Raw genomic sequence first — 24,378 nt, 5'->3', positions numbered from 1 at the left:
GAGCTATTTTCTTTTTACGTACCTCTCAAGCGAGAATTATTCACACGAGACCTCGATGAGCGCCACAATCAACTCTGCTGCTTTATATAACTCTGATAGCGGCATCCGTTCGTTGGTCGTATGAATCTCCTCGTACCCGATCCCGAAATTAACTGTGGGAATCCCTAATCCCGCAATAACGTTAGCGTCACTGCCGCCCCCACTAGCCAACAACTGTGGAGTCCGCCCCACCTTTTTAACAGCTGTAATCGCCTTTTGCACAACCAGGTCAGATTCAGAAAACTTGTAAGCAGGATACATCTTATCCACTTCTAATTCAACCGTAGCATTACGCTCTGTTGCCGCTTCGATAAATGCTTTCTTCATATGATCTACTTGTGCTTGCAACTTCTGTTCATCCCGACTGCGAGCCTCAGCAATAATCTCTACTTGTTCTGGGATAACATTCATTGCCGTTCCACCTTGAAACCTACCGATATTAGCAGTCGTCTCGTCATCAATTCGGCCTAGCTTCATCTTCGATATCGCTAGGCTTGCTACTTGAATAGCACTAACGCCGTCTTCCGGATTGACACCCGCATGTGCCGACTTTCCTTTGATCGTAGCTTTAAATAAGACTTGCGAAGGGGCTGAAGTGACAATATGACCTACCGGACCGTTGGAATCAATGGCAAACCCATAATCCGCCTGCACAAGAGAGGCATCTAGATTTTTAGCCCCTACCAAACCCGACTCCTCCCCTGCTGTGATGATAAATTGAATCTTGCCATGTGGAATCTTTTGTTCCTGAATCGTTTTAACCCCTTCTAACATTGCCGCCAAGCCTGCTTTATCATCCGCACCTAATGTCGTTGTTCCATCTGTAATAATATATTCCCCTTCAAGTGACGGCTTCACACCTTTTCCTGGAGCTACCGTATCCATATGAGCGGTAAAGTAAATAGCAGGAGCATCTGCTACAGTAGCTGGTAATGTTGCTACGAGATTACCTGAACCATGTCCCGTTACCGTCGCCGAATCATCTTCTACTACCTCAAACCCCATCTTCGTCAGCTTCTCTGTCAACAGATCACACAGTTCGCGCTCCTCACCGGTCTGACTATCTGTCTTCACTAGTTCTAAAAACTCGTTTAATATCCGTTCTTGGTTTATCATCGGTCTCTTCCCTTCATCTTCAAATCATCTATCTATTGGGTGATTCTCATCTAAATTAGCGCATAAAGATACATCGCTGTCGCGGAACTTTCCGTTCAACGGGCTGATCTTTCCATTTCCCACGAGTTAGCTCCTGACGCTTTCCAAACTGTGCTCGTCGACCTTCCTCTCGCCAACCAGATTCGTCTTGTGAGCCGGAAATAAAAGTATAATCATACTGGTGAGCAAGCTTTATTAACATGCCCTCCCCCCTTTATAAAGGAATGTTCCCATGTTTCTTCGTTGGACGTGTCTCTCGTTTCGTTTTCAACATCCATAATGCTTCTTTTAATTTTTTTCTTGTTTCACGCGGATCAATCACATCGTCTACCATTCCATGGGATGCCGCTACATACGGGTTTGCAAAGCGCTCACGATAGTCAGCAATTTTATCTTGTCGAATTTGTTCAGGGTGCTCACTCTCTGCAATCTCACGACCATATATAATATTAGCTGCTCCTTCAGGTCCCATCACTGCCACTTCTGCACTCGGCCAAGCATAGACGACATCCGCCCCAATCGACTTCGAATTAAGTGCAACATACGCCCCACCAAATGCTTTTCGGGTAATCACTGAAATTTTGGGTACGGTCGCTTCCGAATAAGCGTATAAGATTTTAGCTCCATGGCGAATAATTCCTCCATGTTCCTGATTAACCCCAGGAAAAAAGCCGGTCACATCTACAAAGGTGACAAACGGGATATTAAACGAATCACAGAAGCGAATGAAACGACTTAACTTATCCGCTGAATTAATATCCAAACCGCCTGCCATCACCTTCGGTTGATTTGCCGCTATACCCACGGTTTGTCCATCAATACGCCCTAATCCAATAACAATATTTTTAGCAAAACCTCGTTGCACTTCCATAAAGTCGCCATCGTCTACGATGAGATCAATCACTTTACGTACGTCGTACACTTTCGTCCCTTCTACCGGTACCACTTCGGCTAATTCTTCTCGCCACTCATCCTCTTCTTTATAGAAAAGGCGCGGGGGATCCTCTACATTATTTTGTGGTAGGAACCCCAATAAGCGACGCACTTCATCTAATACCTCAGGTTCTGTCTTCTCCGTAAAGTGAGCATTGCCACTAATAGTAGAATGTACTTGGGCCCCTCCAAGGTCTTCTGCGCTTATCTTCTCTCCTGTCACGGTTTCAATCACTTTGGGACCTGTAATAAACATTTGACTCGTCTTTTCCACCATAAATACAAAATCTGTAATAGCAGGTGAGTAGACAGCTCCACCTGCACACGGCCCCATAATAACGGAAATCTGCGGAATCACACCCGAATAAATAGAATTGCGATAAAAGATATGTCCATACCCATCTAACGACATAACCCCTTCTTGAATCCGTGCTCCACCCGAATCATTTAAACCAATGATGGGGGCCCCATTTTTTGCCGCCAAGTCCATGATACGGGCGATTTTAAGAGCATGCATCTCTCCCAGCGCTCCACCGAATACCGTAAAATCTTGCGCAAATACGTACATGAGCCGACCATGAATTTTGCCATAGCCTGTCACCACTCCTTCACCCGGAGCTTCTACCTGGTCCATACCTAAACTGGTTGAGCGATGTTCTATAAATGGGTTAAGTTCAACAAAGCTATCTTCATCCAAAAGTAGATCAATTCGCTCCCGGGCTGTCAGTTTTCCGCGCTCATGTTGTTTTTTGCGCCGCTCGTCGCCCCCACCCTGCTCCACTCTGCGCCGTCGTTCATACATATCATCTATTTTACGATACATTACGTCGCCCCCTTTATCCATCACAGCTCATATTCTGGTTTGGACTATTCTGGTTTAGATTCACACAGCTCGTACAACACACTGCCGGTCGATTTTGGATGCAAAAAAGCAACTTTGGCTCCATGTGCCCCCTGTTTTGGCTGCTCATGAATAAGTTGAATCTGTTGCTCCCCCAAATACGAAAGTTTCTCTTCAATTCCTTCCACATCAAGAGCAATGTGATGAATGCCCTCACCTCGTTTGGCGATGAAGGAAGCGATAGCGCTCTCTGCAGACATAGGTTCCAATAATTCAATCCGTGTTTCTCCAACCTTCAAAAAGGCAACACGTACCTGCTCACTCGGTACGTCCTCTGTTCCTTCCCACTTCAAACCCAAGATATCTGTATAAAAAGGGAGAGACGCTTCTAAACTGCGTACCGCAATCCCAATATGCCCTACCTTAGAGGGAGAAACTGTCATGAGTTTGCCTTCCTTTCTGCCACTGCCTGGCGAATAAAATCAGCAGTCTCCTTCGTCTTCGTTCCTGGGGTAAACACTTTCGCAATTCCTTGTTCCTCTAAAAAACGAATATCTTCTTGCGGGATCACACCGCCACCGACCACAAGAATATCGTCCCCCCCTTTTTCTTTCAAAAGCTGCACAACAGCGGGAAACAGCTCATTATGTGCACCAGATAAACATGAAAGGCCAATTACGTCTACATCTTCTTGAATAGCAGCAACAGCAATTTGTGCAGGTGATTGCCGCAACCCCGTATAGATCACTTCCATCCCCTCATCACGCAATGCTTGAGCAATGATTAAGGCACCGCGGTCATGACCATCTAAGCCTGGTTTTGCTACCAGCACTCGAATCGGTCTCTCCATCATCTTCACTCCCATCTCTACAAACCTAAACTGGCTGATACTCTCCAAAGATTTCACGCAATGCATGACAGATCTCGCCCACCGTTGCATACGCTTTCACCGCGGTAAAAATATGTGGCATTAAATTATCGCTTCCCTGTGCCGCTTGCTTAAGCGCATGCAAGCACCGATCCACTTCCTGCTGATTCCTTTGTGCGCGTACTTGGTGTAACCGCTTAATTTGCTCTCGACCGAGGGCTGGATCTACTCGATATAACTCAGGTTCCTGTTCGTTTTCCATGCGAAAGCGGTTTACCCCTACTACCACTTGTTTACCCGACTCAATCTCACGTTGTGTCTCCAGGGCAACACGATGAATTTCTCGTTGCATATATCCCTGTTCGACCGCATGAACGGCCCCGCCCAATTCATCAATCCGTTCAATGTAGCGCATTGCTTCTTCTTCCATACGGTCCGTTAACGCTTCTATATAGTAAGACCCACCCAACGGATCTACGGTATCGGCGACGCCACTTTCGTACGCTAATATTTGTTGAGTACGAAGTGCGATTCGCGCCGACTCCTCTGTCGGTAGAGCTAGCGCCTCATCACGAGCATTCGTATGTAAGCTTTGCGTGCCACCCATCACAGCTGAGAGCGCTTGCATTGCTACGCGCACGACGTTGTTATCTGGTTGTTGTGCTGTCAGGGTAGAACCACCTGTCTGCGTATGAAAACGTAATTGAAGAGAGCGCGCATCCTTAGCTTGAAAGCGCTCTTTCATCAAGCGTGCCCACATCCGCCGAGCCGCTCGAAACTTCGCCACTTCTTCGAAGAAATGATTATGAGCGTTAAAGAAAAAGGATAAGCGCGGTGCAAACCGATCCACATCTAAGCCAGCGGCGATAGCCGCTTCCACATAAGCAATTCCATCTGCTAATGTAAAGGCAACTTCTTGTACCGCTGTAGAGCCTGCCTCACGAATATGGTAACCACTAATACTAATTGTGTTCCACTTGGGTACCTCTTGTGCACAAAAGGCGAAGATATCGGTAATAAGGCGCATGGATGGCTGTGGTGGAAAAATATAGGTTCCACGAGCGATATATTCCTTTAAGATATCATTTTGAATCGTCCCTGTCAGTTGTCGTAAAGGTACGCCTTGCTTTTCACCCACGGCCAAATACATCGCCAGCAACACAGAGGCTGGTGCGTTAATCGTCATTGATGTACTCACTTTATCTAGGGGTATACCGGCCAACAGCATTTCCATATCAGCGAGGGAATCGATCGCCACTCCCACTTTCCCTACTTCACCTGCGGCCATCGGATCATCTGAATCGTATCCAATCTGTGTTGGTAGATCAAAAGCCACACTTAATCCTGTCTGCCCTTGCTCTAACAAATAGCGAAAGCGTTTATTGGTCTCACTCGCTGAGCCAAAGCCCGCATATTGGCGCATCGTCCAATATCGCCCCCGATACATAGTAGGACGAATTCCGCGTGTATAAGGATACATACCGGGTAGCCCCAACTTTTCATTCAGGGCGACATCCTCGTCTTGCGTATACAATCTCTCCACCTGAATACCCGATAAAGTAGCAAATTCCTGTTGTCTTTCCGGATACTTTTCTAACAGCTTCTGAGTATAAGCTTCCCATTCCTGATATTGTTCTTCAAATGACTTTTCAGACACGTATCGTTCCTCCCACACTCCAATTCCATTGTTAAAAAACTTCACTCCCTCTAATATATCAAAAAAATGTTGTTCTGTCGGGTACCATGGACAGGCTGATTAGATTTGGTTACAATAATATATCGAGGTGAGTGAGATGAATCCCAAATGGATCCGGTTTGTTATCTATGTGATCATTATTTCCATGGTCGTTACTACCCTATTAATGGGTGGCGGCGCATTGTTCTTTTAGTGTTCACTGTTTTTTTCTCTAACATTTGATTATAATATAAGAGACTAATTCTTATTGAGAAGCGAGGGAAATACACATGTACATGGTCATAATCCTAATTGTAATGTCCGTTTTAGCGATCATCGGAACGCTCTATAATAAACGCACCAATAATAAACCTGGCTTTATCATTGGTGGTATGTTTACTCTCGGACTGGTAGGCTCTACCCTCCTCGCCATTTTTGATACCGTTATTGGTTTGTAGTAAGAGCTGAGCCACCGCCGTTACGCTAAATGCGTAGCGGCGGTTTTTTACGCTTTCTCTAGGCGAATGTACTTCCCGCTCTTCTTCTTTTCACATATGCTGATGATGACATTCCTTTAGGAGGAAAACATCTATGCCCACTGTAGCCGAGCGTGTTACAACCCCTATCGTCCCCTATACCCTTACTCTTTCTCAATTAACGCTTCACTTTACCCCTACTCATATCACCTTTACCCCTTATGGCACCGACAACCGCGAACACCCTTTTATCCTATGTCCGCTCTCCCTAGCGCCAACATGCACGTTATTGCTCGCGTCCCCTACATCCGGCTCTTCTGCTCCTACCTTTATTTATAAGAATGTCTGGGAGGGAATTGACCTTCATTTTTATGAATGGCAAGGAAAGCTAAAGTACGATATTTTATTACAACCCGGAGCGGATATTACATCCATTCGCCTTCGCTATCAAACTGCCAACCACGTTGAAATCGACTCGAACCAAAACCTAAATGTCATCTTCTCCCATGGCGCGATCCAAGAAAAACAACCTCTCAGCTTTCAAGCGGAAGCATCCGTTCCGCTATCCACACGCTTTCTTCTCGATGAAGATGGCAGTATTGGCTTTGCCATCGACGATGAGTACGATCCCACTCTCCCCCTGACCATTGATCCCATCGTCATCTACTCCACCTACCTGGGGGGATCTTCTATAGAATCAGGCACTGGAATTGAGGTAGATTCTGACCGAAATTCCTATATCACCGGTGTCACTTCCTCAACTGACTTCCCTGTTACGAGCGGGGCGTTTCAAAGTACTTTTGCCGGGGATCGGGATGCCTTTGTCACCAAAATGAATGCCACCGGCACCTCCCTTATCTACTCCACCTATCTTGGCGGTACAGATGATGATGCTGCTAACGGAATTGATGTGGACAGCATGGGCAACGCTTATGTGACAGGAACAACGATGTCCACCGATTTCCCTATTACAAGTGGAAGTTTTCAAACCACCTTTATGGGATTTGAAAACGCTTTCGTCACCAAATTAAACAGTACCGGCACTTCGCTTCTCTACTCCACTTACCTTGGTCGAAGTGGCAGCAACGGCTCTTCTTCGATTGCCATCGATACCGCTAACAATGCTTATGTTTTCGGAACGACAAATTCCAACCTCTTTCCAGTCACAAGCGGCGCCTTTCAGACCATTCGTCCCGGTAGTCAAGATACCTTTATTACCAAATTTAATGCGACAGGGAGCTCCCTCATCTACTCCACTTATTTGGGTGGGGGTAATGCCGATACTTCAAATGATATCGTAGTCGGCTCCTCAGGAAATGCTTACGTAATAGGCACCACTTCTTCTGCGGACTTCCCCGTTACCTCAGGTGCTTTTCAAACTACCTTTGGAGGTAGCAATGATGCCTTTGTCACAAAAATGAACACCACAGGGACTGCCTTGGTCTATTCCACTTACCTCGGTGGAAATAATATCGATCTCGGAGGCGAAATCGATGTTGATGTAGACGAAAGAGCTTATGTGACAGGCCGAACCTCCTCCACCAACTTTCCTACGACCGCTAACTCTTTTCAGCCCACGTTTGCTGGTGTCCAAGATGTTTTTGTTTCCAAATTTAACACATCGGGTTCAGCTCTCGTTTACTCTACTTTTATTGGCGGAAGAGGTGGCGAATCGGGATTCGGTATTTCGGTCGACCCCTTTGGCAATGCATGGGTAACAGGATCGACCTCCTCCACTAACTTTCCCCTCACTCCAGATGCGTTTAACCCTGACTTTAGCTTCTTTATTGATAGTTTCGTCTCACAGCTAAGTCTGACCGGTGCCAACCTCCTCTTCTCCTCTTATATCTCTGGTAGTGGAACCAATGATGCTGGTTTTGCGATCGATAATGATTCAGCTGGAAATGCCTACCTAACAGGGATCACCAATTCGTTAGACTTCCCCACCACACCTGGAGCCTTTCAATCGCAGTCACCTGGCGGACAAAGTGCCTTCGTAATGAAAATCGGTATCCCTGCTAATGTAGGAGCTACCGGAGCAACAGGACCAGTCGGGGCGACCGGAGCAACAGGGGCAATCGGAGCCACGGGAGCGACCGGACCTGCTGGTCCACGCGGTCCACGTGGTAGAAGAGGGCCACGCGGGCCGCGCGGAGTAAGAACAACGGGTGAACTAGAGGGCTGACGAGATCTTCTGAAGATTGCGGATTGAATGTTTCATTAATTCTGGGTTGAGCATTTCCTTTAGTCGATAACAATAAAGGAGGGGCATTATCCGCCCCTCCTACATAACACGATCATGATCTCATAACCTTACAACTGTGTATCTGGTCCATACGCTTCCAAACGTTCTTTCACACGTTGGAGGAATCGTCCTGCCATCAAACCATCCAAGATACGGTGATCTAAGGAGAGGCATAGGTTTACCAGGTCACGCACCGCGATCATATCATCCTTGATCACAGGTTTTTTCACAATGGATTCCATCGAAATAATAGCCGCCTGTGGGTAGTTGATAATCGGCTGTGAAGCGATGGAGCCAAAAGAACCCGTATTATTGACAGTAAAGGTCCCACCTTGCAAATCTTGCATCGACAACTTGCCTTCACGCGTTTTTTCCGCTAAGCGGTGAACGGCTTTTGCTAATCCTAACACGCTTTTCTCATCGGCATCGTGAATAACAGGAACATAAAGCGCATCATCGGTCGCCACTGCGATCGAAATGTTAATCCGCTTCTTCAATATGATTTTGTCCCCGCCCCAGACAGAGTTAAGATGTGGAAACTCTTTCATCGAGTCAACAACCGCTTTGATGAAAAATGGCATATACGTAAGACTAATACCTTCACGCTGTTTAAAGTCGTCTTTTATTTTCTTCCGCAATTGGACAAGTCCTGTAACGTCTGCTTCCACCATCGTCCACGCATGTGGAGCTTCATGCTTACTTTGCGTCATGCGCTGTGCAATCGTTTTACGCACCGTTGTAAGGGGAATTTCCCGATCACCCTCCTCGAGTGAGATGCCGGAAGAGGCTGTTGATACAGACGGTGTACTGCTTGCTGCTGGTACAGAAGCAGATGCTGTCGAAGCCTGTGATTCTGCTGCGGGTGCTGATGGTGATGATGTCGCAGGAGTGCCACCTTGTTCAATCACCTGCAAAATATCTTTACGCGTAATTCGGCCGCCTTTACCTGTTCCTGCTACCTGAGTTAATTCAATATCATGCTCTTGTGCCAGCCGCATCACTGCAGGAGAATAACGCGCTTTTAAAGAGCGATCTTCTGTAGAGGCAGATGTCGCTTTCTCTTTCGCAGGGGTGGATGTGGGAGCTGATTCCGCTTCCGTCTGCTTCGGTGCGCTTGCTGCATCATCCGCTGCGGCTGTGGCTGTATCTCCCTCTTGTTGAATGCGACAGATCAGTTCGCCTACCGCCATCGTCTGCCCCTCTTCTGCTAGCAGCTCAGTAACTTTACCAGCAAATGTTGCAGGCACTTCTGCATTTACTTTATCTGTTTCCACTTCACACAAGGGTTGGTACTTAGAGACTTCGTCCCCTGGTGAAACTAGCCATTTAGAGATTGTCCCTTCGGTAACACTTTCACCTAGCTGTGGCATGGTTACGTTTGTTGCCATCTCAATTCCTCCTTCCAACACTCACGATTAAAACTGGGCTAATTGACGAATCGCGTTGGCTACTTTTTCTGGATTAAGCATAAATTCTTTTTCTAACGGACCACTATATGGCATCGCCGGTACGTCTGGTCCACACAGACGCTGAATCGGAGCATCCAATTCAAACAGGGCTTCTTCAGCAATAATGGCAGATACTTCGCCCCCTACACCGCCTGTCTTATTATCTTCATGTACAATCAATACTTTTCCAGTTTTTGCTGTCGCTTCTAAAATTGCTTCTTTATCTAGTGGTTGAACTGTGCGTAGATCGAGGACATGGGTGCTGATGCCCTCTTTTTCTAATTGTTCTGCCGCTTGTAAGGAAAAATGGAGGGAAAGACCGTATGAGATCACAGTCACATCTGTCCCTTCCCGCTTCACATCTGCTTTTCCAATCGGTAAAGTATAATCTTCCTCTGGTACCTCTCCTTTAATCAAACGATAACAGCGTTTATGTTCAAAGAACAAGACAGGGTCTTCATCTCGAATGGCCGCTTTTAACAATCCTTTTACATCATAAGGAGTGGAAGGCATAACCACCTTTAAACCGGGTACAGAGGTAAACATCGCTTCTACACTTTGTGAATGATACAACGCCCCGTGCACACCGCCACCGTAAGGGGCACGGATCACCATCGGACAGTGAAAAGTATTGTTTGAGCGGTAGCGCATCTTTGCTGCTTCACTTACAATCTGATTGATGGCTGGCATAATAAAATCAGCAAACTGCATTTCTGCTACAGGGCGCTTGCCGTAAACGGACGCCCCGATCGACACCCCCGCAATCGCCGACTCTGTCAAAGGCGTATCCAGAACGCGTTCTTCGCCAAACTCTTCGATCAGTCCAGCTGTCGCACGAAACACACCCCCACGTACGCCTACGTCTTCACCCAGGATAAACACATTTTCATCTCGACGCATTTCTTCCGCCAATGCTTTTGTTACTGCATCAATATAAGAGATTACCGGCATCTCACTCGCCTCCTATTCCGCATCCTCTGCATATACGTATTTGGCCATCTCACCTGGATCAGGTTGTGGGGCACTCTCACCAAAATCAGTCGCTTCGTCAATCTCACGCGCGATTTCATCATTCATCGTAGCTTCCTTCTCCTCTGTTAAGACGCCTACCTCGTAAAGATAAGACTTTAAAAACAGCAGGGAGTCTTTACTACGTGCCTCTTCTACTTCTTTCTTTTCGCGATACGTACTATCATCATCATCGCTAGAATGGGGAACCAGACGATAAGAGATCGCCTCAATCAACGTAGGTCCATCCCCTCGGCGAGCCCGCTCAACTGCTTCTTTCGTCGCTTCGTAGACCGCTAGTGGATCGTTGCCATCTACCTGTATACCAGGCATGCCGTAACCAGCCCCACGTGCGGCAACACTTCCTCCCGCCAATTGTTTGCTGAGCGGCACAGATATCGCATATTTGTTATTTTGACAAAGGAAGATGACCGGCAGTTTATGTACCCCGGCAAAGTTTAACCCCTCATGAAAATCTCCCTGGTTACTCGATCCCTCACCAAAACAGGTAAGTGCCACGTGATCTTTTCCTTCCATCTTCCCGGCTAACCCAATTCCCACAGCATGGAGTAGCTGTGTCGTTACGGGGCTGGAGCCAGATACGATGCGATAACGTACATCGCCATAATGACCAGGCATCTGTCGACCGCCACTGTTAGGCTCATCTCTACGCGCAAATGCACACAGCATCTGATCTTGTGCTGTCTGGCCAAAGACAAGAGCCATGCCTAGATCACGATAATAGGGGCAAAGCCAATCTTTTTCCCGATCGAGAGCAAACGTCGCTCCCACTTGCGTTCCTTCTTGCCCTTGGCAAGAAATAACAAACGGAATCTTACCTGCCCGGTTAAGAAGCCACATACGCTCGTCGATGCGCCGTGCGAGTAACATATAACGATACATACTAAGGACTTCTTCATCTGTTAAACCTAATTGAATATGGCGCGCTGTTGTCATAAAATTCCCTCCCATCAATGATGTTACTTCTATTATCCGTGAATCGCTTTACCGTCTACTTTCATTGCTCCTTCAGCATAAATCTCCGATAACGTCGGATGTGGGTGTAGGGTCGAAGCGATTTCCCATGGAGTCGCGTCCAGTACTTTAGCTAAACCTGCCTCTGAGATCAAATCCGTCGCATGCGGTCCGATAATATGCACGCCCAACAGATCGTGCGTCTTCTCATCGGAAATAATCTTAATAAAGCCGTCCACTTCACCATAGACAACCGATTTACCAATAGAACGGAAAGGCAATTTCCCTACTTTTACCGCATGTCCTTGCTCTTTTGCCTCGCGCTCAGACAAGCCGATACTGCCCACTTCAGGCCGACTATACGTACACCGTGGAATCATGGTTGCTTCTAATGGATGTGGGTCTCCCTCCATCATATGCTCTACTGCCGTAATTCCCTCATGCGAAGCAACGTGAGCCAACTGGTATCCTCCCACAACGTCTCCAATGGCATAGATATGCGACTCTGCGGTCTGCATATACTCATTTACTTGCACAAGACCTTTATCTACCTTAATTGCCGTATTTTCTAAGCCGATTCCTTCTGTGTTGGCCACCCTACCCACACTGACAAGGAGACGCTCGGCTTCCAGCTCAAGTGTATCCCCACCCTTATCGGCACGCAATCGGACTTTCCCACCTTCTACCTCTACACTCTCCGACAATACTTTCGCCTTTGTGTGTACCGTAACCTTTCTCTTTTTAAGCAGGCGGTTCATCTCTTTGCTTACCTCTTCATCCTCAAATGGTAAGATTCGATCTGCAAATTCAACCACTGTTACCTCTACCCCGAAATCATTGAGCATCGATGCCCACTCAATACCGATAACTCCACCACCGATGATCACGATAGATTTAGGTAAACTTTTCATTTCCAATGCATGATCGGAATTGAGCACATATTGACCATCTACTTCTAATCCAGGAAGTGAGCGTGGACGTGATCCCGTCGCAATGATCACGTTTTCTGGAATCAACATTTCTGCTTCACTTCCATCCTTTTTTTCCACTGCGATCGTGCCCGGTTGTGGTGAAAAAATGGAAGGCCCAAGGATTCGCCCAATCCCTTCATATACAGACACACCATTTTGCTTTAGGAGATGCTGAACTCCTTTATGCAACTGATCCACCACACCACTCTTTCGTTTCTGTACCAGTTTCATATCGAGCTGCACATCGCCTACCTTAATACCATACTCTTCACTCGCCTGCATTTGATGAAATAACTCAGCAGAACGCAACATCGACTTAGAAGGAATACATCCCTTGTGAAGACATACTCCGCCTACCTTTTCTTTTTCAACAACAGCCACTTTCTTACCCATCTGCGCCGCCCGAATCGCTGCTACATAGCCACCAGGACCTGCTCCTAGCACGACCACATCATAATTATTGGCCATTTCATCCACTCCTTTCGCTTTCTTCTTTATCCCGCTTCGTATGTAGCGGCTTCCTCTTGACCACGTAAAACACGCAAAGCCCCTTCTGTAAGCGCTTGCATCTCATTTTCTCCCGGAACCACCCGTACATCAGCAATCCAGGAAACTCGCTCTTCAATCCAGCCGCAATACTCTTTTCCGTACGCAAGCCCACCAGTTAAAATAATCTGATCCACTTTACCCTCTAAAACGGTCGCATAAGCACCGATCTCCTTAGCAACTTGATACGCCATCGCCTCATATACCAGGCGCGCTTCTTCATCTCCACGCTCCACTCGTTCTTCAACTTCCCGCGCATCATTGGTACCTAAATACCCCATCAATCCCCCGCGCCCTACAATCATTTTCATAATTTCACTCGCAAAAAATTTACCAGAAAAGCTAAGTGCGATCAGGTCACCCACAGGCAGAGTTCCTGCACGTTCAGGAGAAAAAGGGCCTTCTCCATGCAAACCGTTATTCACATCAATTACACGCCCTCGTTGATGAGCACCAATCGTTATCCCCCCACCCATGTGGGCTACGATCAGGTTGAGGTCTTCATATGCTCGTCCCATCTGAGTAGCGACACGACGGGCAACCGCTTTTTGATTGAGCGCATGAAAGATGCTACGTCGTTCGATTTCTGGGACTCCTGAAATCCGAGCAATCGGTTCATATTCGTCCACCACCACGGGATCGACAATATACGAGGGAAGGTTTAAACTATCCGCAATTTCATATGCTAAAACTGCACCCAAGTTGGACGCATGAATCCCATATTTGCCAGACTTGAGGTCGTTAATCATTTCTTCATTAACCCGATACGTTCCTCCCGGAATAGGACGAAGCAAGCCACCCCTACCGACAACTGCCTTTAAACGAGTAAGATTAATACCTTCCCGGTCTAATGTCTCTAAAATTAACTCTTTACGGTACTTATACTGATCAAACAGCTCCGTAAAACGGGAGAGCGTCTCTCCGTCGTGGCGCAACGTCTCAACTACGACTTCTTTTTCATTATCATAAACTGCGATTTTGGTGGAAGTCGAACCCGGGTTGATCGCTAATACCCGAATCGTTTCTTGCACAGCCAACACTCCATTTCTCCATACATCCACACATTAAGGTTTCTTTATCACTGAGGCTCCATTCGCTGATTCTATATTAAGTAGCGACATTCTCAAACTTACATTTTCATGCCTGAGATGACGAATGGAGCTTGATCTAAACAGACTGTTACCGGTCTAAAATACTATGTTCATTACGTAAAAACATACTGCGCGATTGACGAACGGAGGCGATCCGCTCTTCTGCCATCCGATCAGCTGCCAGGTTACTGGGAATCCCGTCTCGCTTAGCGATCGCAAACACACGCTCGATATTATCGTAAATCGTTTCCACCCTCTTCATCGCGCGTTCACGGTTATATCCATGCAGTTCATCGGCCACGTTAAAGACACCACCCGCATTGATTACATAATCAGGCGCATACACAATCCCGCGCTCTTGAAGTTCTTTCCCATGACGATCTGCCTGTAATTGATTATTAGCAGCTCCAGCAATCACTTTACATTGTAAACGAGGAAGAGTGTCGTCATTAATAATCGCACCTAATGCACATGGGGAGAAAATATCACATGCTACATCGTAGATCTTATCCGGAGGGACAGTTTCCGCTCCAAAGTCACGCACAGCACGCTCCATATTTTGTTTGTTAATATCTGTTACAATCAATTTTGCACCTTCCTCATGTAAGTGTTTACACAAGGTATATGCTACACTTCCTACCCCTTGTACCGCTATCGTTTTCCCGGTGAGATCATCATCGCCAAAAGCCTCTTTAGCAGCCGCTTTCACACCCCGATAAACACCGTACGCCGTTACCGGAGAGGGATTTCCACTAGAACCAAACTCGGGTGAAACCCCGGTCACAAAACGCGTCTCCTGGTGAATGAGATCCATATCTTCCACCGTCGTGCCCACATCTTCCGCAGTGATGTAGCGGCCATTTAGTCCTTGGATATAACGGCCAAAAGCACGAAACATCTCTTCACTCTTATCTTTTTTCGGATCACCGATGATTACCGTCTTACCGCCACCTATATTTAAACCAGCAGCCGCATTCTTGTACGTCATCCCCCGTGCGAGTCGCAATACATCTTCAACTGCTTCTTCTTCTGACTCATACGTCCACATCCGCGTTCCACCCAAGGCAGGGCCTAACGTCGTATCGTGAATACATATAATGGCCTTGAGACCGGAGTTTTTATCATGACAGAATACCAACTGCTCATAATCGTATTCTTCCATGCGTGTAAATAAGTTCATTGCAAACTCCCCCTTGTTTACTTGCTTAATTGTTGTCGCGCCTGCAACACAGCCAATGCAATCGACCGAAGCTTATTCTGATGCCCATCCGAGCGTGACGTGAGCACTACTGGAGCACTTGCTCCCACCACGAGTGAGCCAATCTGGCTGTGTGCAAAGTACGAAAGAGATTTATAAAGAATATTACCAGATTCGATATTAGGTACCACCAGGACATCTGCCATCCCCGCTACTTCACTTTCGATCCCTTTTTGCTCAGCTGCAGCCAAAGAGATCGCATTATCCAATGCCAACGGCCCATCAATAAGAGCTCCGCGAATCTGCCCACGACGATTCATCTGCGTCAGCACAGCCGCATCCATCGTTGCTGGCATATTGGGATTAACCAATTCAATGGCTCCTAGTAATGCTACTTTAGGTTCTCTCACACCGATAGAATGACTTAAAGAGATTGCATTTTCGATGATCTGTACCTTTTCCTTCAAGGTAGGGGCTATGTTAAGCCCAGAATCTGTCACCAAGACAAGCCGATCATATCCAGGTATTTGAAAAGCCGCAATATGACTTAACACTCCACCCTTAGCTAGCCCATATTCTTTATGCAGAACGGCTCGCAAAAAATCTGCTGTTTGGATCATGCCTTTCATGACAATATTCGCTTTTCGATCATGCACCGCACGGACAGCGTCCCTTGCCGTCTGTGTAAGTTCGGGTTGATGCATCACTTCTACATCCGTTAATGAAAAGGAATGATGTGCTGCAATCCGCTCCATTTTTTCTTGATCATCAATTAAAATAAATCGAGCAATCCCTTGTTGATGTGCATCTATCACTGCTTCCATCACATGATGATCGGCAGCCGCAGCCACCGCAATTGTTACCGGCTCATTCGCCTTAACAGAGTTAATCACCTGGTCAAAGTGACGTAGGGGAGTCATCTGTCCCACCTCGTCTTTCTACATTTCCTTATGTTCTAGAATTGGCGTGTAAGCCTTTCACCATACAATAGAAGCAATTCTCATGCCAACATAGCTATCCATCATCAAAAAAAGAGGGAATACGGCTTTAACACTAGAAATATTTTTTTCACATCTAGCTTTTCATTCCTCGCCTCATTCAAACTCTGCAATATTTTGCAGATATAGCGCAAGATTTTGCAGGCAAGGATTTGCAGGGAATATCTACTTCTTATTACGATTGCTGTTTGTAACACCGCTTTCTATTCTAACCCATACTTTTTAAGTTTGTAATATAAACTTCGAACAGAAATGTCTAGCTGTCTTGCTGTAGCTGTCTTGTTCCCCTGTTGGGTAAGTAAAATTTGCTCAATATGTTGACGTTCTGTTTCCTCCAACACCTCTTGTAGCGACCGCTCTCCATTCTCCTGTTTTATACTGCTGCTCTTCTCTATTACCCTCTCCTCTACTAACACAGGCAGGTGCGACAGATGCATCACTTGTTCGTGAAAAGGCATGTGGATCATTGCACGTCCCAGCATGTTTTCCAATTCCCTCACATTCCCCGGCCAATGATAGCGGCTTAATTCGGCGACTGCTTCCGCATCAATTTCCTCTACATTTCGCCCGTACTCCTGATTGTATTTCTTAATTAAATAGATGGAGAGTGCCCCCAAATCCTCCATCCGTTCTCGGAGTGGGGGAATAAAAATAGGAAACACATTTAGGCGATAAAAAAGGTCTTTACGAAAGCGTTGTTCTGTAATCGCTAACTCTAAATCCACATTGGTCGCTGCCAATACCCGTACGTTGATGGGAATCGGTTTGGTTCCTCCCACCCGTACAACCTCTTTTTCTTGAAGAACACGTAACAGTTTTGCCTGAATTCCAGGAGCTAACTCACCAATTTCATCGAGGAAAATGGTGCCACCGCTCGCCTCTTCAAACAACCCTTTTTTTCCTCCTCGGCGCGCTCCAGTAAAAGCCCCTTCTTCATAGCCAAATAACTCACTCTCCAAAAGAGACTCAGATATAGCGGCACAATTAACACGAACGAATTGATGATACTTACGGTCTGAATCATGATGAATTGCATGGGCAAAGAGCTCTTTGCCTGTACCTGATTCTCCCCGCAACAATACCGTGGCCGGTGTGCGTGCAGCTTGCCGCGCTTGCTCAAAGGCAGTCTGCATCACTTCACTCTCCCCGATAATATCTGAGAACGTATACTTCGCCTCCAACGTGCGAATAATACGCCGTGCCTTTTCTAACTCACTATACAGCGACTTCATCTCCGACATATCATGGATAATACCAACGCTTCCTTTTTGTTCACCTCCAATGATGATAGGAGCAACATTTACCACTACATCTTTTCGCAAGGGCCCCACTTTCATATGTGCCCCACGAATCGCCTTCTTCGTTCGCAACACCTTCATATGAATGCTTTCTCCTTCAGAGATATCTGTTTCCGCTGGTTTACCAATCACCTCTTCAGGAGATAGCCCTGTCAATCTCGTATATGCTGGATTGATCAACAAACCATTGCCGGCTGTATCGACCACGGAAATCGCATCATCGGAAGAGTTGATAATCGCTTGCAAGTGAGACTTCATACTCGTCAAATCCGTCACTTGTTGCGTTAGGGAAAGTACATCCGTCACATCGCGAAAAACAGCCACCGCTCCAATCACTTCTCCACTTTTCGTCGTTACTGGAACTCGGTTTGTAACGATACTAACATCATTTGGTAACCTTTGGCGCTGATTTAATTCGGGTATCCCGCTTCGTAAAACGTGATCGAGACGTGTATTGGGAATCGAATCTTCAATCCATGTATTCATCACTTCTTTCGCCGAAAGTCCGATAAGACGTTCTGCCGCTCGATTAAACAGGGTCACATTGCCATCACGATTAACCGCAATCATGCCGTCATGTGTTGAATTTAAGATGGCATCTAATTCACGTTGCCGAATTCGCCATGCATCAAACCACTTCTCTTTTTCCGCTATCAGTTGGAGCATCAGACTAGCTACCGCTCCCGATACAACCAATGTACCTGTCTCTACTTGCGAGCATAACCGCTCATACACCTGACTCTGCCCCGTTACTTCCAATATGACATCAGGGCGAAAATGAAGAAACGGCTGGACATCTTGACCCGTGTCAATACCTAAAGTACGAGCTAGCTTCATAGCGGGGGCCCCAGGGTCAAGGTCGACAACACCTACAACTGCAATATTGTTCAACCCGTGAATGGTTCGCAACAGGGCCATCCCGCCATTACCTGCGCCCACTATTAACATCTTCTTCATCGCCATCCCCCTATCCCCGCACCTTTTTCTCTATTTTATCATATGATTTTTATATGAACCTTTGTTGATTCACCTAGCACCTACATAGTCAAAGGGGAATAAATGCGTTACGATAGAGGAGGGTTTAAAAGCGATCACCTGATAAGAAAGGTAGTTGAACTCATATGGTCACCCAACGTATTATCGCCCTTTTCATCCTAGTAATTCCAGGAGGGCTCAGCATTTATGGATGGACATTAATGCGCGATGCCATCTTCAATGCCTTGGCCGGTGAAGGGTTGGCTTGGTTTCCTTTTATCGGAGGTTTCCTGCTCTTTTTCAGCGGTTTGATCTTTATCGGTGGTTTTATTCTACGACACGATGCAAAGCGAAATTATGTACAACCTATGATTCAAAAAATCCTTCGTCGAAAAAAGAAGTGATTTTGACATCCTCCTCCTCCCACACTCATACCTTATTCATAGTGACAAACGAAGGAGGAGTGATGATGTACCAATCTCATTTCCGCGAGCAATCTTTTAGTATTAGCCAGAATGGATTATGGCTCCTCGACCAATTAAAACAAACGAAAAAGACGACGATCCCCCTCTCCGATTTGAACCGAATAGAAAAACAATTTCAGTGGATTGCCCAACAGTCCCAATGGGGAAGCCATGATCTGCCTACCCTTACAACCATGACACGTACTGCTTGGCATCTATATCATCATCTTACAATGCAGATGCTTTCCAATTCTCAGCACATGCCCCAAAAAGCATCGACGACAGATCCCACTTCGGTAGACATGCCTGCCCTTACCTCCGAGACAACCCCTGTTGTTCGTAAGCCCGTACCTATTGGTGAACACCGTCTTCCCCCTCTTCCCTATCCATACAATGCATTAGAACCTTATATCGATGAAAAAACGATGCATCTTCATCATGATATCCATCATCGCGCTTATGTAAAAGGACTAAACCAAGCAGAAATTGCGCTTGCTCACGCTCGTCAAAAACGCGATTATTCTTATATATCCTATTGGGAAAATCAACTCGCTTTTAATGGAGCGGGTAATTATTTGCATACTCTTTTCTGGAATGTTATGAATCCAAACGGGGGTGGGGAACCCACAGGTGAATTACAACAGGACATTGAATCCTATTTCGGCAGTATCTCAGCGATGAAAGACCAATTTTCTTCCGCTGCAGAAAAAGTAGAGGGTAGTGGATGGGCTATTCTTACCTGGAATGCAAGCGCACGCCACCTTGAAATCTCAAGTGTAGAGAAGCATCAAAACGGGACCCAGTGGAATGCCATCCCAATCCTTCCCTTGGATGTATGGGAACATGCTTATTATTTAAAGTACAATAATCGACGTGGTGACTATATATCTGCATGGTGGAATGTGGTCTCATGGCCCTATGTAGCCCGTCGTCTCAAGCAAGCACAATGTATAAAGCTAACCTCATAAAGAAGGAGACCTTCAGCGTTTCTGAACAGGCCCCCTTATATCCCTATTTTCCCTTTGAGTAGCGGTAACCGCTCTTCTTCGACTTGCGCCTCTTTTTTTTGCATGGCGGCAAAACCTTAGACTGACACTTTTGCGGAAATGGATATGGAAGAGCCTGATCGTATGGGGGTGGAGCTAAAGCAACATCCTGGGTTTCTGTCACGGGTACATCAACAGGTGCTCCTTCACCATCGCGTTCGCGGATTAACTCTCTAATAACAGCATTCCCTATTTCTCGTCCCAAGCGCAAGCCTTGCCTATTATCGACTGGAAAATGAACAAGCGCGAAGAGACGAGACATAGCAGCTTCTTCTGCTAGATTAGTCAATTTTTGCTCATGTGAAGGAAAAAAATAAGATAAGATGGTGGAGGCAGCACCCGCAACGGCAGCATGTCCCGATACATAAGAAGGATGTCGTGGTGTACAAAGCACCGTAGCCAATTCGGGATCATATTGATTAGGACGAGCCACATTTAAACGATATTTTAGGTACCATGCAATAACAAAAGCGTCATTAATCGCGCCATGAAGGGCAGCTAAAATACGTCCACACCATGGTGCGGAAACGATCAAATTTTCAGGTTTTTTAGCTGAATAGTAAGTATCTATCAACTTATCGGCGATCGGTGTCCATTGCTTAGGAGCAGGACCTGCTCCCCAGTACTGTGCGATTGTAATCTGTTTGGTCGTTAATCGACGCGATGTCTCTTTCACCTCTGCTAATTGATCTTCCCAATCAATCGTACTCGGATCACGAACCAAGCCGACTGGGTTTCTATTGCCATCTACAAATATTCCATTTTGAGATCGCTGGATAAAGACGAGTGGCCAAGTGCCTGCATAAGGCTGTTCCGCATTGTCAGGAGGATGAGACTCCCCTGCATAAGGTAAATCTGTCCAACGTTTATATTTCACTGTCAACCACCTCACTTTCATTCCTTAGCATCTTATGTAAAAGTGAGGTTTCCTGTTCGTAAAAATAGGAGTATTCACTAGAAAAATAGTCCATTCCATCACTGACAAACATGGAGCACATAGTTTGAAAGTTCGTCCCTTACATCCGTAGATTGCCCACTTACGATGGTGCTGACAACTTAGACACCCTCCACAAATGTAGAAATGCAGAAATGATCCCAATCGCTTCCGCACAGCTTTTCCATAGATTTGCCCGCTTATAAAGGTGATGAAAGCCTAGAGGCAACGGAATTTCTTTTACCACGTAACCATTTGCGAGCGCTTGTACCATCATCCCCAGTTCCATCCCTCGTCCTGTTGGTCGGTAAATTAAACTAGACATAATTTCTCTTCGTAGTGCCCGTTGACCGGAAAAAGAGGCTTGAAACGAATGTCCGGTAAGCGTACGTACTCCATAAGAGGCTAAGCGCCGCACCAATGGAATGCAGTTGGCACTGCCTTCAGCCGGATAATGCGCAAGCGTCATATCCGCCTCACCTTGGAGAAGGGGTGAGATCAGGGCATGCGACAATTTCGCGCGTTCTTTTGCTTGCGCATCCAACAGTAAAAATATTGCCCCCCTAGCAGCCTGCATTCCTTCTAGCCAAGCTGCTCCCCAGCCCTCTTTCCTTGATATCATACGATCTGCATAACGTCTAGCTACTGCTCCGGTATGATCTGTACTTCCGTGATCGACTACGATCACCTCATCGATCCGACGAGAACGACGTAGTACTTTTAATGTTTGACGTAAGGATTCAGCCTCATTCCTCGTCGCGATAATAGCGCTAATCAACGGTTGCTCCATCAGGTTTTCTCCTTGTTCACCATTTTCTATAGTATGAGGAGCGAACCAAACCCCCATGTGGAGCAATTACTGCCATTTTCTAACCTACTTTATGCTCAATACGCAACTTATCTGCCACCATCGCGATAAATTCACTGTTTGTCGGTTTCGCCTTGGTCACATTAATCGTATACCCGAACAAACTGCGGATCGACTCCATATTCCCACGACTCCACGCTACCTCAATCGCATGCCGTATCGCTCGCTCCACCCGACTCGCTGTGGTATCGTATTTATCTGCAATGCGTGGGTATAACGTCTTTGTAATTGCCCCTAGAAGCTCCACTTCGTTATACACCATATGAATAGCGTCACGCAGGTAGAGATACCCTTTGATGTGGGCAGGAACACCGATTTCGTGAATGACATGAGTGATACTCGCTTCTAGATTTGGACCCTTTTTCTGTTGATTTGAAGAAGAGCGTATTGTATGAGTCAATTTCCCTCTTACTTGCCGAATTCGATGGGTCAATACTTCCATGTCAAACGGCTTCAGGATATAATAGTCTGCCCCTAGCTCCACCGCGCGCTGTGTCACGTTCTCCTGTCCAAATGCAGTCAACATAATCACTTTTGGCAAAGGATCAATCTTATTGCTATTTTCCTGTAACCTCTCCAATACACCTAGTCCATCGAGATGAGGCATAATAATGTCTAACACAAGTACATCAGGCGGATCTTTTTCGATCAGGTGTAGGACCTCATTCCCATGATGTGCGACCCCTATTACTTCCAAATCCTCTTGTTCTGATAAATATTCCTCCAACAACCCAGCAAACTCTCTGTTGTCGTCCGCTAAAACCACACGAATGGTATCCACTCGAACCGCTCCTTTATCCCGCAAATACACTTAATTTGTCTTATCTGGTTTCGACACCTATGGACTTCAATCCTGCAATTACCCATTGAACTTCTTCCGAAATTTACCGTAAACGTATGCTCACAGGGAAAACAGCGGGGCTGGTTGAAGACCCGCTGTTTGAGGAAAGCTTCCTGCATCTCGTAACATCCACTCGATAAATGTAGCGTAACCTGAGGTGGGATCGTTTACAAATACATGAGTAACTGCCCCAATCAGCTTCCCGTCTTGAATAATAGGGCTACCGCTCATTCCTTGTACAATGCCACCTGTCTTCTCCAACAACTTAGGGTCAGTAATGCGAATAATCATGCCTTTAGTAGCTGGAAATTTTTGATCAGTAACATGGAGGATCTCTATCGTAAACCGCTCCACTTTTTGACCCTCAATCACAGTTAAAATCTCTGCCGGGCCTTCTTTTACTTGTTCAGCGAGTCCTACTGGAATAGGTTCTTTATATTGACCGCCGTCAGGAGAATGTTTCATCACACCAAAAATACCGAATGAGGTATTACGCACAATTGAACCTAGTACATGATTTTCCTGCATAAAGATCGCTCTCTTTTCCCCTGGTTCACCTGAAGTCCCTCGTTCGATGGAGGTTACATTCGAACGGACGACATGACCGCCCCCCACTTTAATCGGTTCGCCTGTGTCAATATCAGCAATAACATGTCCTAATCCACCATATACCTCATTTTTAGGATCAAAAAAGGTAAGAGTGCCTACACCAGCTGCTGAATCACGAATGTATAAACCAATGCGGTAAATTCCTTCACTATCATCATATTGGGGTTTCACTACTACATCCTTTTTCTTACCTTTACGTAATACCTCAAGCGTCACTGTTTGTTTTTGTTGCCCCGCTTCTTGAATCGTGCGAGCCACATCCTGAACCCCTCTTACTTTCCCTCCGTTGATCGACAAGATGTAATCCCCCACAAAAACAGGCGATTTCTCGCGTCCCTGCTCCTCTTTCTTGAGATGGTGATGGCCTACAACCAATACGCCTTGTGACTTTAATTTCACGCCGATCGATTGTCCCCCTGGAACAACTCTTATCTCAGGTAATACAGAAACATGAACGGATTTAATGGGAACCTTGCCAAACAAATGAAACGTTAAGTCCGATTCGCCCCTGTGCTTTGAAAGCATCGTCATTGGTCTCTTTAGATAGGGCCCAATCTGACTCATCCCCTCACCCTTTAGTTCCACCACTTCCGGATTGGATACCGTTGCCGTAGCAAGAGCTGGCAAAGGGACATGCAATGGCATCTGCGCTCCGGTCATCAAGCGAAGTTCCTTGGGAAAGGTGATAGACGGTTGATATGAGGAAGCAAAAGCTCCCCATGCAATACACACAAAAACAATAAGTTTTATCCAGTTCTTTTTCTTTTGCTGCAAGCGGATCACACTCCTGCTCCTTGCCTACACCTCCACTAGCGATGATGGGTCATCGTAAGCTTAAGGTTTCCGTGCGTCCGTGCTTTTATGTCCCGCAAATGA

At 46.2% G+C, this 24,378-nt stretch carries 23 protein-coding genes; 5 read left to right on the top strand and 18 right to left on the bottom strand.

Going from position 1 to position 24,378, the window contains the following annotated elements:
• Window positions 1–36: 36 nt before the first annotated feature.
• Genes NXZ84_RS04405 through NXZ84_RS04380 form a run of 6 tightly spaced genes read right to left on the bottom strand, consistent with a single transcriptional unit; the run spans window position 37 to window position 5,493 of the window.
• Entirely contained in the window at window positions 37–1,155 is a 1,119-nt protein-coding gene (locus tag NXZ84_RS04405; protein ID WP_258839063.1) for a M20/M25/M40 family metallo-hydrolase, read from the bottom strand.
• 55 nt (window positions 1,156–1,210) lie between these two features.
• Window positions 1,211–1,396, bottom strand: a complete 186-nt coding sequence (locus tag NXZ84_RS04400; RefSeq protein WP_258839062.1) for a hypothetical protein — start codon at window positions 1,394–1,396, stop codon at window positions 1,211–1,213.
• A gap of 12 nt (window positions 1,397–1,408) precedes the next feature.
• Window positions 1,409–2,950, bottom strand: a complete 1,542-nt coding sequence (locus NXZ84_RS04395; protein ID WP_258839061.1) for an acyl-CoA carboxylase subunit beta — start codon at window positions 2,948–2,950, stop codon at window positions 1,409–1,411.
• A 44-nt stretch (window positions 2,951–2,994) separates the two neighbouring features.
• On the bottom strand, window positions 2,995–3,411 hold the full coding sequence (gene mce, locus NXZ84_RS04390) for a methylmalonyl-CoA epimerase (protein WP_258839060.1): 417 nt from the start codon (window positions 3,409–3,411) through the stop codon (window positions 2,995–2,997).
• The gene (locus tag NXZ84_RS04385) at window positions 3,408–3,818 is read right to left on the bottom strand and encodes a cobalamin B12-binding domain-containing protein (RefSeq protein WP_258839059.1); all 411 of its coding nucleotides are present in this window, start codon (window positions 3,816–3,818) and stop codon (window positions 3,408–3,410) included. Before NXZ84_RS04385 ends, mce begins: the two co-directional genes overlap by 4 nt.
• A 25-nt stretch (window positions 3,819–3,843) precedes the next feature.
• Window positions 3,844–5,493 (bottom strand): acyl-CoA mutase large subunit family protein, encoded by a 1,650-nt coding sequence (locus tag NXZ84_RS04380; RefSeq protein ID WP_258839058.1) that lies wholly within the window; start codon window positions 5,491–5,493, stop codon window positions 3,844–3,846.
• Window positions 5,494–5,629: 136 nt separating this feature from the next.
• Here NXZ84_RS04380 and prli42 point away from each other — a divergent pair, with 136 nt between their 5' ends.
• The 3 genes from prli42 to NXZ84_RS04365 all read left to right on the top strand — a co-directional run bounded on the left by prli42 (window position 5,630) and on the right by NXZ84_RS04365 (window position 8,172).
• A complete protein-coding gene (prli42, locus tag NXZ84_RS04375) occupies window positions 5,630–5,725 on the top strand; it encodes a stressosome-associated protein Prli42 (protein WP_258839057.1) in 96 nt (31 codons plus the stop codon).
• A gap of 76 nt (window positions 5,726–5,801) precedes the next feature.
• Entirely contained in the window at window positions 5,802–5,969 is a 168-nt protein-coding gene (locus NXZ84_RS04370) for a hypothetical protein (protein WP_258839056.1), read from the top strand.
• A gap of 133 nt (window positions 5,970–6,102) precedes the next feature.
• On the top strand, window positions 6,103–8,172 hold the full coding sequence (locus tag NXZ84_RS04365; RefSeq protein ID WP_309495554.1) for an SBBP repeat-containing protein: 2,070 nt from the start codon (window positions 6,103–6,105) through the stop codon (window positions 8,170–8,172).
• 128 nt (window positions 8,173–8,300) lie between these two features.
• Here NXZ84_RS04365 and NXZ84_RS04360 read toward each other — a convergent pair whose 3' ends face one another.
• The 8 genes from NXZ84_RS04360 to NXZ84_RS04325 all read right to left on the bottom strand — a co-directional run bounded on the left by NXZ84_RS04360 (window position 8,301) and on the right by NXZ84_RS04325 (window position 18,722).
• Complete coding sequence (locus tag NXZ84_RS04360; RefSeq protein ID WP_258839055.1) at window positions 8,301–9,620, bottom strand: dihydrolipoamide acetyltransferase family protein; 1,320 nt, start codon at window positions 9,618–9,620, stop codon at window positions 8,301–8,303.
• A gap of 27 nt (window positions 9,621–9,647) precedes the next feature.
• Window positions 9,648–10,631 (bottom strand): alpha-ketoacid dehydrogenase subunit beta, encoded by a 984-nt coding sequence (locus NXZ84_RS04355; protein ID WP_258839054.1) that lies wholly within the window; start codon window positions 10,629–10,631, stop codon window positions 9,648–9,650.
• A gap of 12 nt (window positions 10,632–10,643) precedes the next feature.
• Window positions 10,644–11,645: a thiamine pyrophosphate-dependent dehydrogenase E1 component subunit alpha gene (locus tag NXZ84_RS04350; RefSeq protein ID WP_258839053.1), complete on the bottom strand. Its 1,002-nt coding sequence runs from the start codon at window positions 11,643–11,645 to the stop codon at window positions 10,644–10,646.
• A gap of 32 nt (window positions 11,646–11,677) precedes the next feature.
• Window positions 11,678–13,102, bottom strand: a complete 1,425-nt coding sequence (gene lpdA / locus NXZ84_RS04345) for a dihydrolipoyl dehydrogenase (protein ID WP_258839052.1) — start codon at window positions 13,100–13,102, stop codon at window positions 11,678–11,680.
• Between the two features lie 26 nt (window positions 13,103–13,128).
• Window positions 13,129–14,211 carry a butyrate kinase gene (gene buk, locus NXZ84_RS04340; RefSeq protein ID WP_258840331.1) on the bottom strand — a complete coding sequence of 361 codons (1,083 nt, stop codon included), beginning with the start codon at window positions 14,209–14,211 and terminating at the stop codon, window positions 13,129–13,131.
• A gap of 148 nt (window positions 14,212–14,359) precedes the next feature.
• A complete protein-coding gene (locus tag NXZ84_RS04335; protein WP_258839051.1) occupies window positions 14,360–15,451 on the bottom strand; it encodes a Glu/Leu/Phe/Val family dehydrogenase in 1,092 nt (363 codons plus the stop codon).
• 17 nt (window positions 15,452–15,468) lie between these two features.
• Window positions 15,469–16,389, bottom strand: a complete 921-nt coding sequence (locus NXZ84_RS04330; RefSeq protein WP_258839050.1) for a phosphate butyryltransferase — start codon at window positions 16,387–16,389, stop codon at window positions 15,469–15,471.
• A 281-nt stretch (window positions 16,390–16,670) separates the two neighbouring features.
• On the bottom strand, window positions 16,671–18,722 hold the full coding sequence (locus NXZ84_RS04325) for a sigma-54 interaction domain-containing protein (protein WP_258839049.1): 2,052 nt from the start codon (window positions 18,720–18,722) through the stop codon (window positions 16,671–16,673).
• 164 nt (window positions 18,723–18,886) lie between these two features.
• On the opposite strand from NXZ84_RS04325, the gene NXZ84_RS04320 reads away from it, so the two are divergent.
• Together NXZ84_RS04320 and NXZ84_RS04315 are read left to right on the top strand one after the other, a co-directional pair.
• Window positions 18,887–19,144, top strand: coding sequence for a DUF2627 domain-containing protein (locus NXZ84_RS04320; protein ID WP_258839048.1), 258 nt, complete (start codon window positions 18,887–18,889; stop codon window positions 19,142–19,144).
• A 65-nt stretch (window positions 19,145–19,209) separates the two neighbouring features.
• Entirely contained in the window at window positions 19,210–20,172 is a 963-nt protein-coding gene (locus tag NXZ84_RS04315; RefSeq protein ID WP_258839047.1) for a superoxide dismutase, read from the top strand.
• Between the two features lie 43 nt (window positions 20,173–20,215).
• Here NXZ84_RS04315 and NXZ84_RS04310 read toward each other — a convergent pair whose 3' ends face one another.
• The 4 genes from NXZ84_RS04310 to spoIVB all read right to left on the bottom strand — a co-directional run bounded on the left by NXZ84_RS04310 (window position 20,216) and on the right by spoIVB (window position 24,285).
• Window positions 20,216–21,127, bottom strand: a complete 912-nt coding sequence (locus tag NXZ84_RS04310; protein ID WP_258839046.1) for a vanadium-dependent haloperoxidase — start codon at window positions 21,125–21,127, stop codon at window positions 20,216–20,218.
• Window positions 21,128–21,287: 160 nt separating this feature from the next.
• A complete protein-coding gene (locus tag NXZ84_RS04305; protein WP_258839045.1) occupies window positions 21,288–21,974 on the bottom strand; it encodes a glycosyltransferase family 2 protein in 687 nt (228 codons plus the stop codon).
• 79 nt (window positions 21,975–22,053) lie between these two features.
• Complete coding sequence (gene spo0A / locus NXZ84_RS04300) at window positions 22,054–22,833, bottom strand: sporulation transcription factor Spo0A (protein WP_258839044.1); 780 nt, start codon at window positions 22,831–22,833, stop codon at window positions 22,054–22,056.
• Window positions 22,834–22,953: 120 nt separating this feature from the next.
• Window positions 22,954–24,285, bottom strand: coding sequence for a SpoIVB peptidase (spoIVB, locus tag NXZ84_RS04295; protein WP_258839043.1), 1,332 nt, complete (start codon window positions 24,283–24,285; stop codon window positions 22,954–22,956).
• Window positions 24,286–24,378 lie beyond the last annotated feature (93 nt).

This window comes from Mechercharimyces sp. CAU 1602 (genome assembly GCF_024753565.1).
Taxonomy (GTDB): domain Bacteria; phylum Bacillota; class Bacilli; order Thermoactinomycetales; family JANTPT01; genus Mechercharimyces.
This window is presented reverse-complemented; position numbering and strand designations above follow the sequence as displayed.

What these genes read in the sequence shown, in the direction of transcription:
- NXZ84_RS04320 (WP_258839048.1), top strand. Translation starts at nt 18,887, where the DNA reads ATGGTCACCCAACGTATTATCGCCCTTTTCATCCTAGTAATTCCAGGA.
- NXZ84_RS04360 (WP_258839055.1), bottom strand. Translation starts at nt 9,620, where the DNA reads ATGGCAACAAACGTAACCATGCCACAGCTAGGTGAAAGTGTTACCGAA.
- lpdA (WP_258839052.1), bottom strand. Translation starts at nt 13,102, where the DNA reads ATGGCCAATAATTATGATGTGGTCGTGCTAGGAGCAGGTCCTGGTGGC.
- NXZ84_RS04370 (WP_258839056.1), top strand. Translation starts at nt 5,802, where the DNA reads ATGTACATGGTCATAATCCTAATTGTAATGTCCGTTTTAGCGATCATC.
- NXZ84_RS04325 (WP_258839049.1), bottom strand. Translation starts at nt 18,722, where the DNA reads ATGAAGAAGATGTTAATAGTGGGCGCAGGTAATGGCGGGATGGCCCTG.
- prli42 (WP_258839057.1), top strand. Translation starts at nt 5,630, where the DNA reads ATGAATCCCAAATGGATCCGGTTTGTTATCTATGTGATCATTATTTCC.
- NXZ84_RS04330 (WP_258839050.1), bottom strand. Translation starts at nt 16,389, where the DNA reads ATGACTCCCCTACGTCACTTTGACCAGGTGATTAACTCTGTTAAGGCG.
- NXZ84_RS04405 (WP_258839063.1), bottom strand. Translation starts at nt 1,155, where the DNA reads ATGATAAACCAAGAACGGATATTAAACGAGTTTTTAGAACTAGTGAAG.
- NXZ84_RS04305 (WP_258839045.1), bottom strand. Translation starts at nt 21,974, where the DNA reads ATGGAGCAACCGTTGATTAGCGCTATTATCGCGACGAGGAATGAGGCT.
- NXZ84_RS04395 (WP_258839061.1), bottom strand. Translation starts at nt 2,950, where the DNA reads ATGTATCGTAAAATAGATGATATGTATGAACGACGGCGCAGAGTGGAG.
- mce (WP_258839060.1), bottom strand. Translation starts at nt 3,411, where the DNA reads ATGACAGTTTCTCCCTCTAAGGTAGGGCATATTGGGATTGCGGTACGC.
- NXZ84_RS04315 (WP_258839047.1), top strand. Translation starts at nt 19,210, where the DNA reads ATGTACCAATCTCATTTCCGCGAGCAATCTTTTAGTATTAGCCAGAAT.
- NXZ84_RS04400 (WP_258839062.1), bottom strand. Translation starts at nt 1,396, where the DNA reads ATGTTAATAAAGCTTGCTCACCAGTATGATTATACTTTTATTTCCGGC.
- NXZ84_RS04355 (WP_258839054.1), bottom strand. Translation starts at nt 10,631, where the DNA reads ATGCCGGTAATCTCTTATATTGATGCAGTAACAAAAGCATTGGCGGAA.
- NXZ84_RS04350 (WP_258839053.1), bottom strand. Translation starts at nt 11,645, where the DNA reads ATGACAACAGCGCGCCATATTCAATTAGGTTTAACAGATGAAGAAGTC.
- NXZ84_RS04365 (WP_309495554.1), top strand. Translation starts at nt 6,103, where the DNA reads ATGCCCACTGTAGCCGAGCGTGTTACAACCCCTATCGTCCCCTATACC.
- NXZ84_RS04385 (WP_258839059.1), bottom strand. Translation starts at nt 3,818, where the DNA reads ATGGAGAGACCGATTCGAGTGCTGGTAGCAAAACCAGGCTTAGATGGT.
- NXZ84_RS04335 (WP_258839051.1), bottom strand. Translation starts at nt 15,451, where the DNA reads ATGAACTTATTTACACGCATGGAAGAATACGATTATGAGCAGTTGGTA.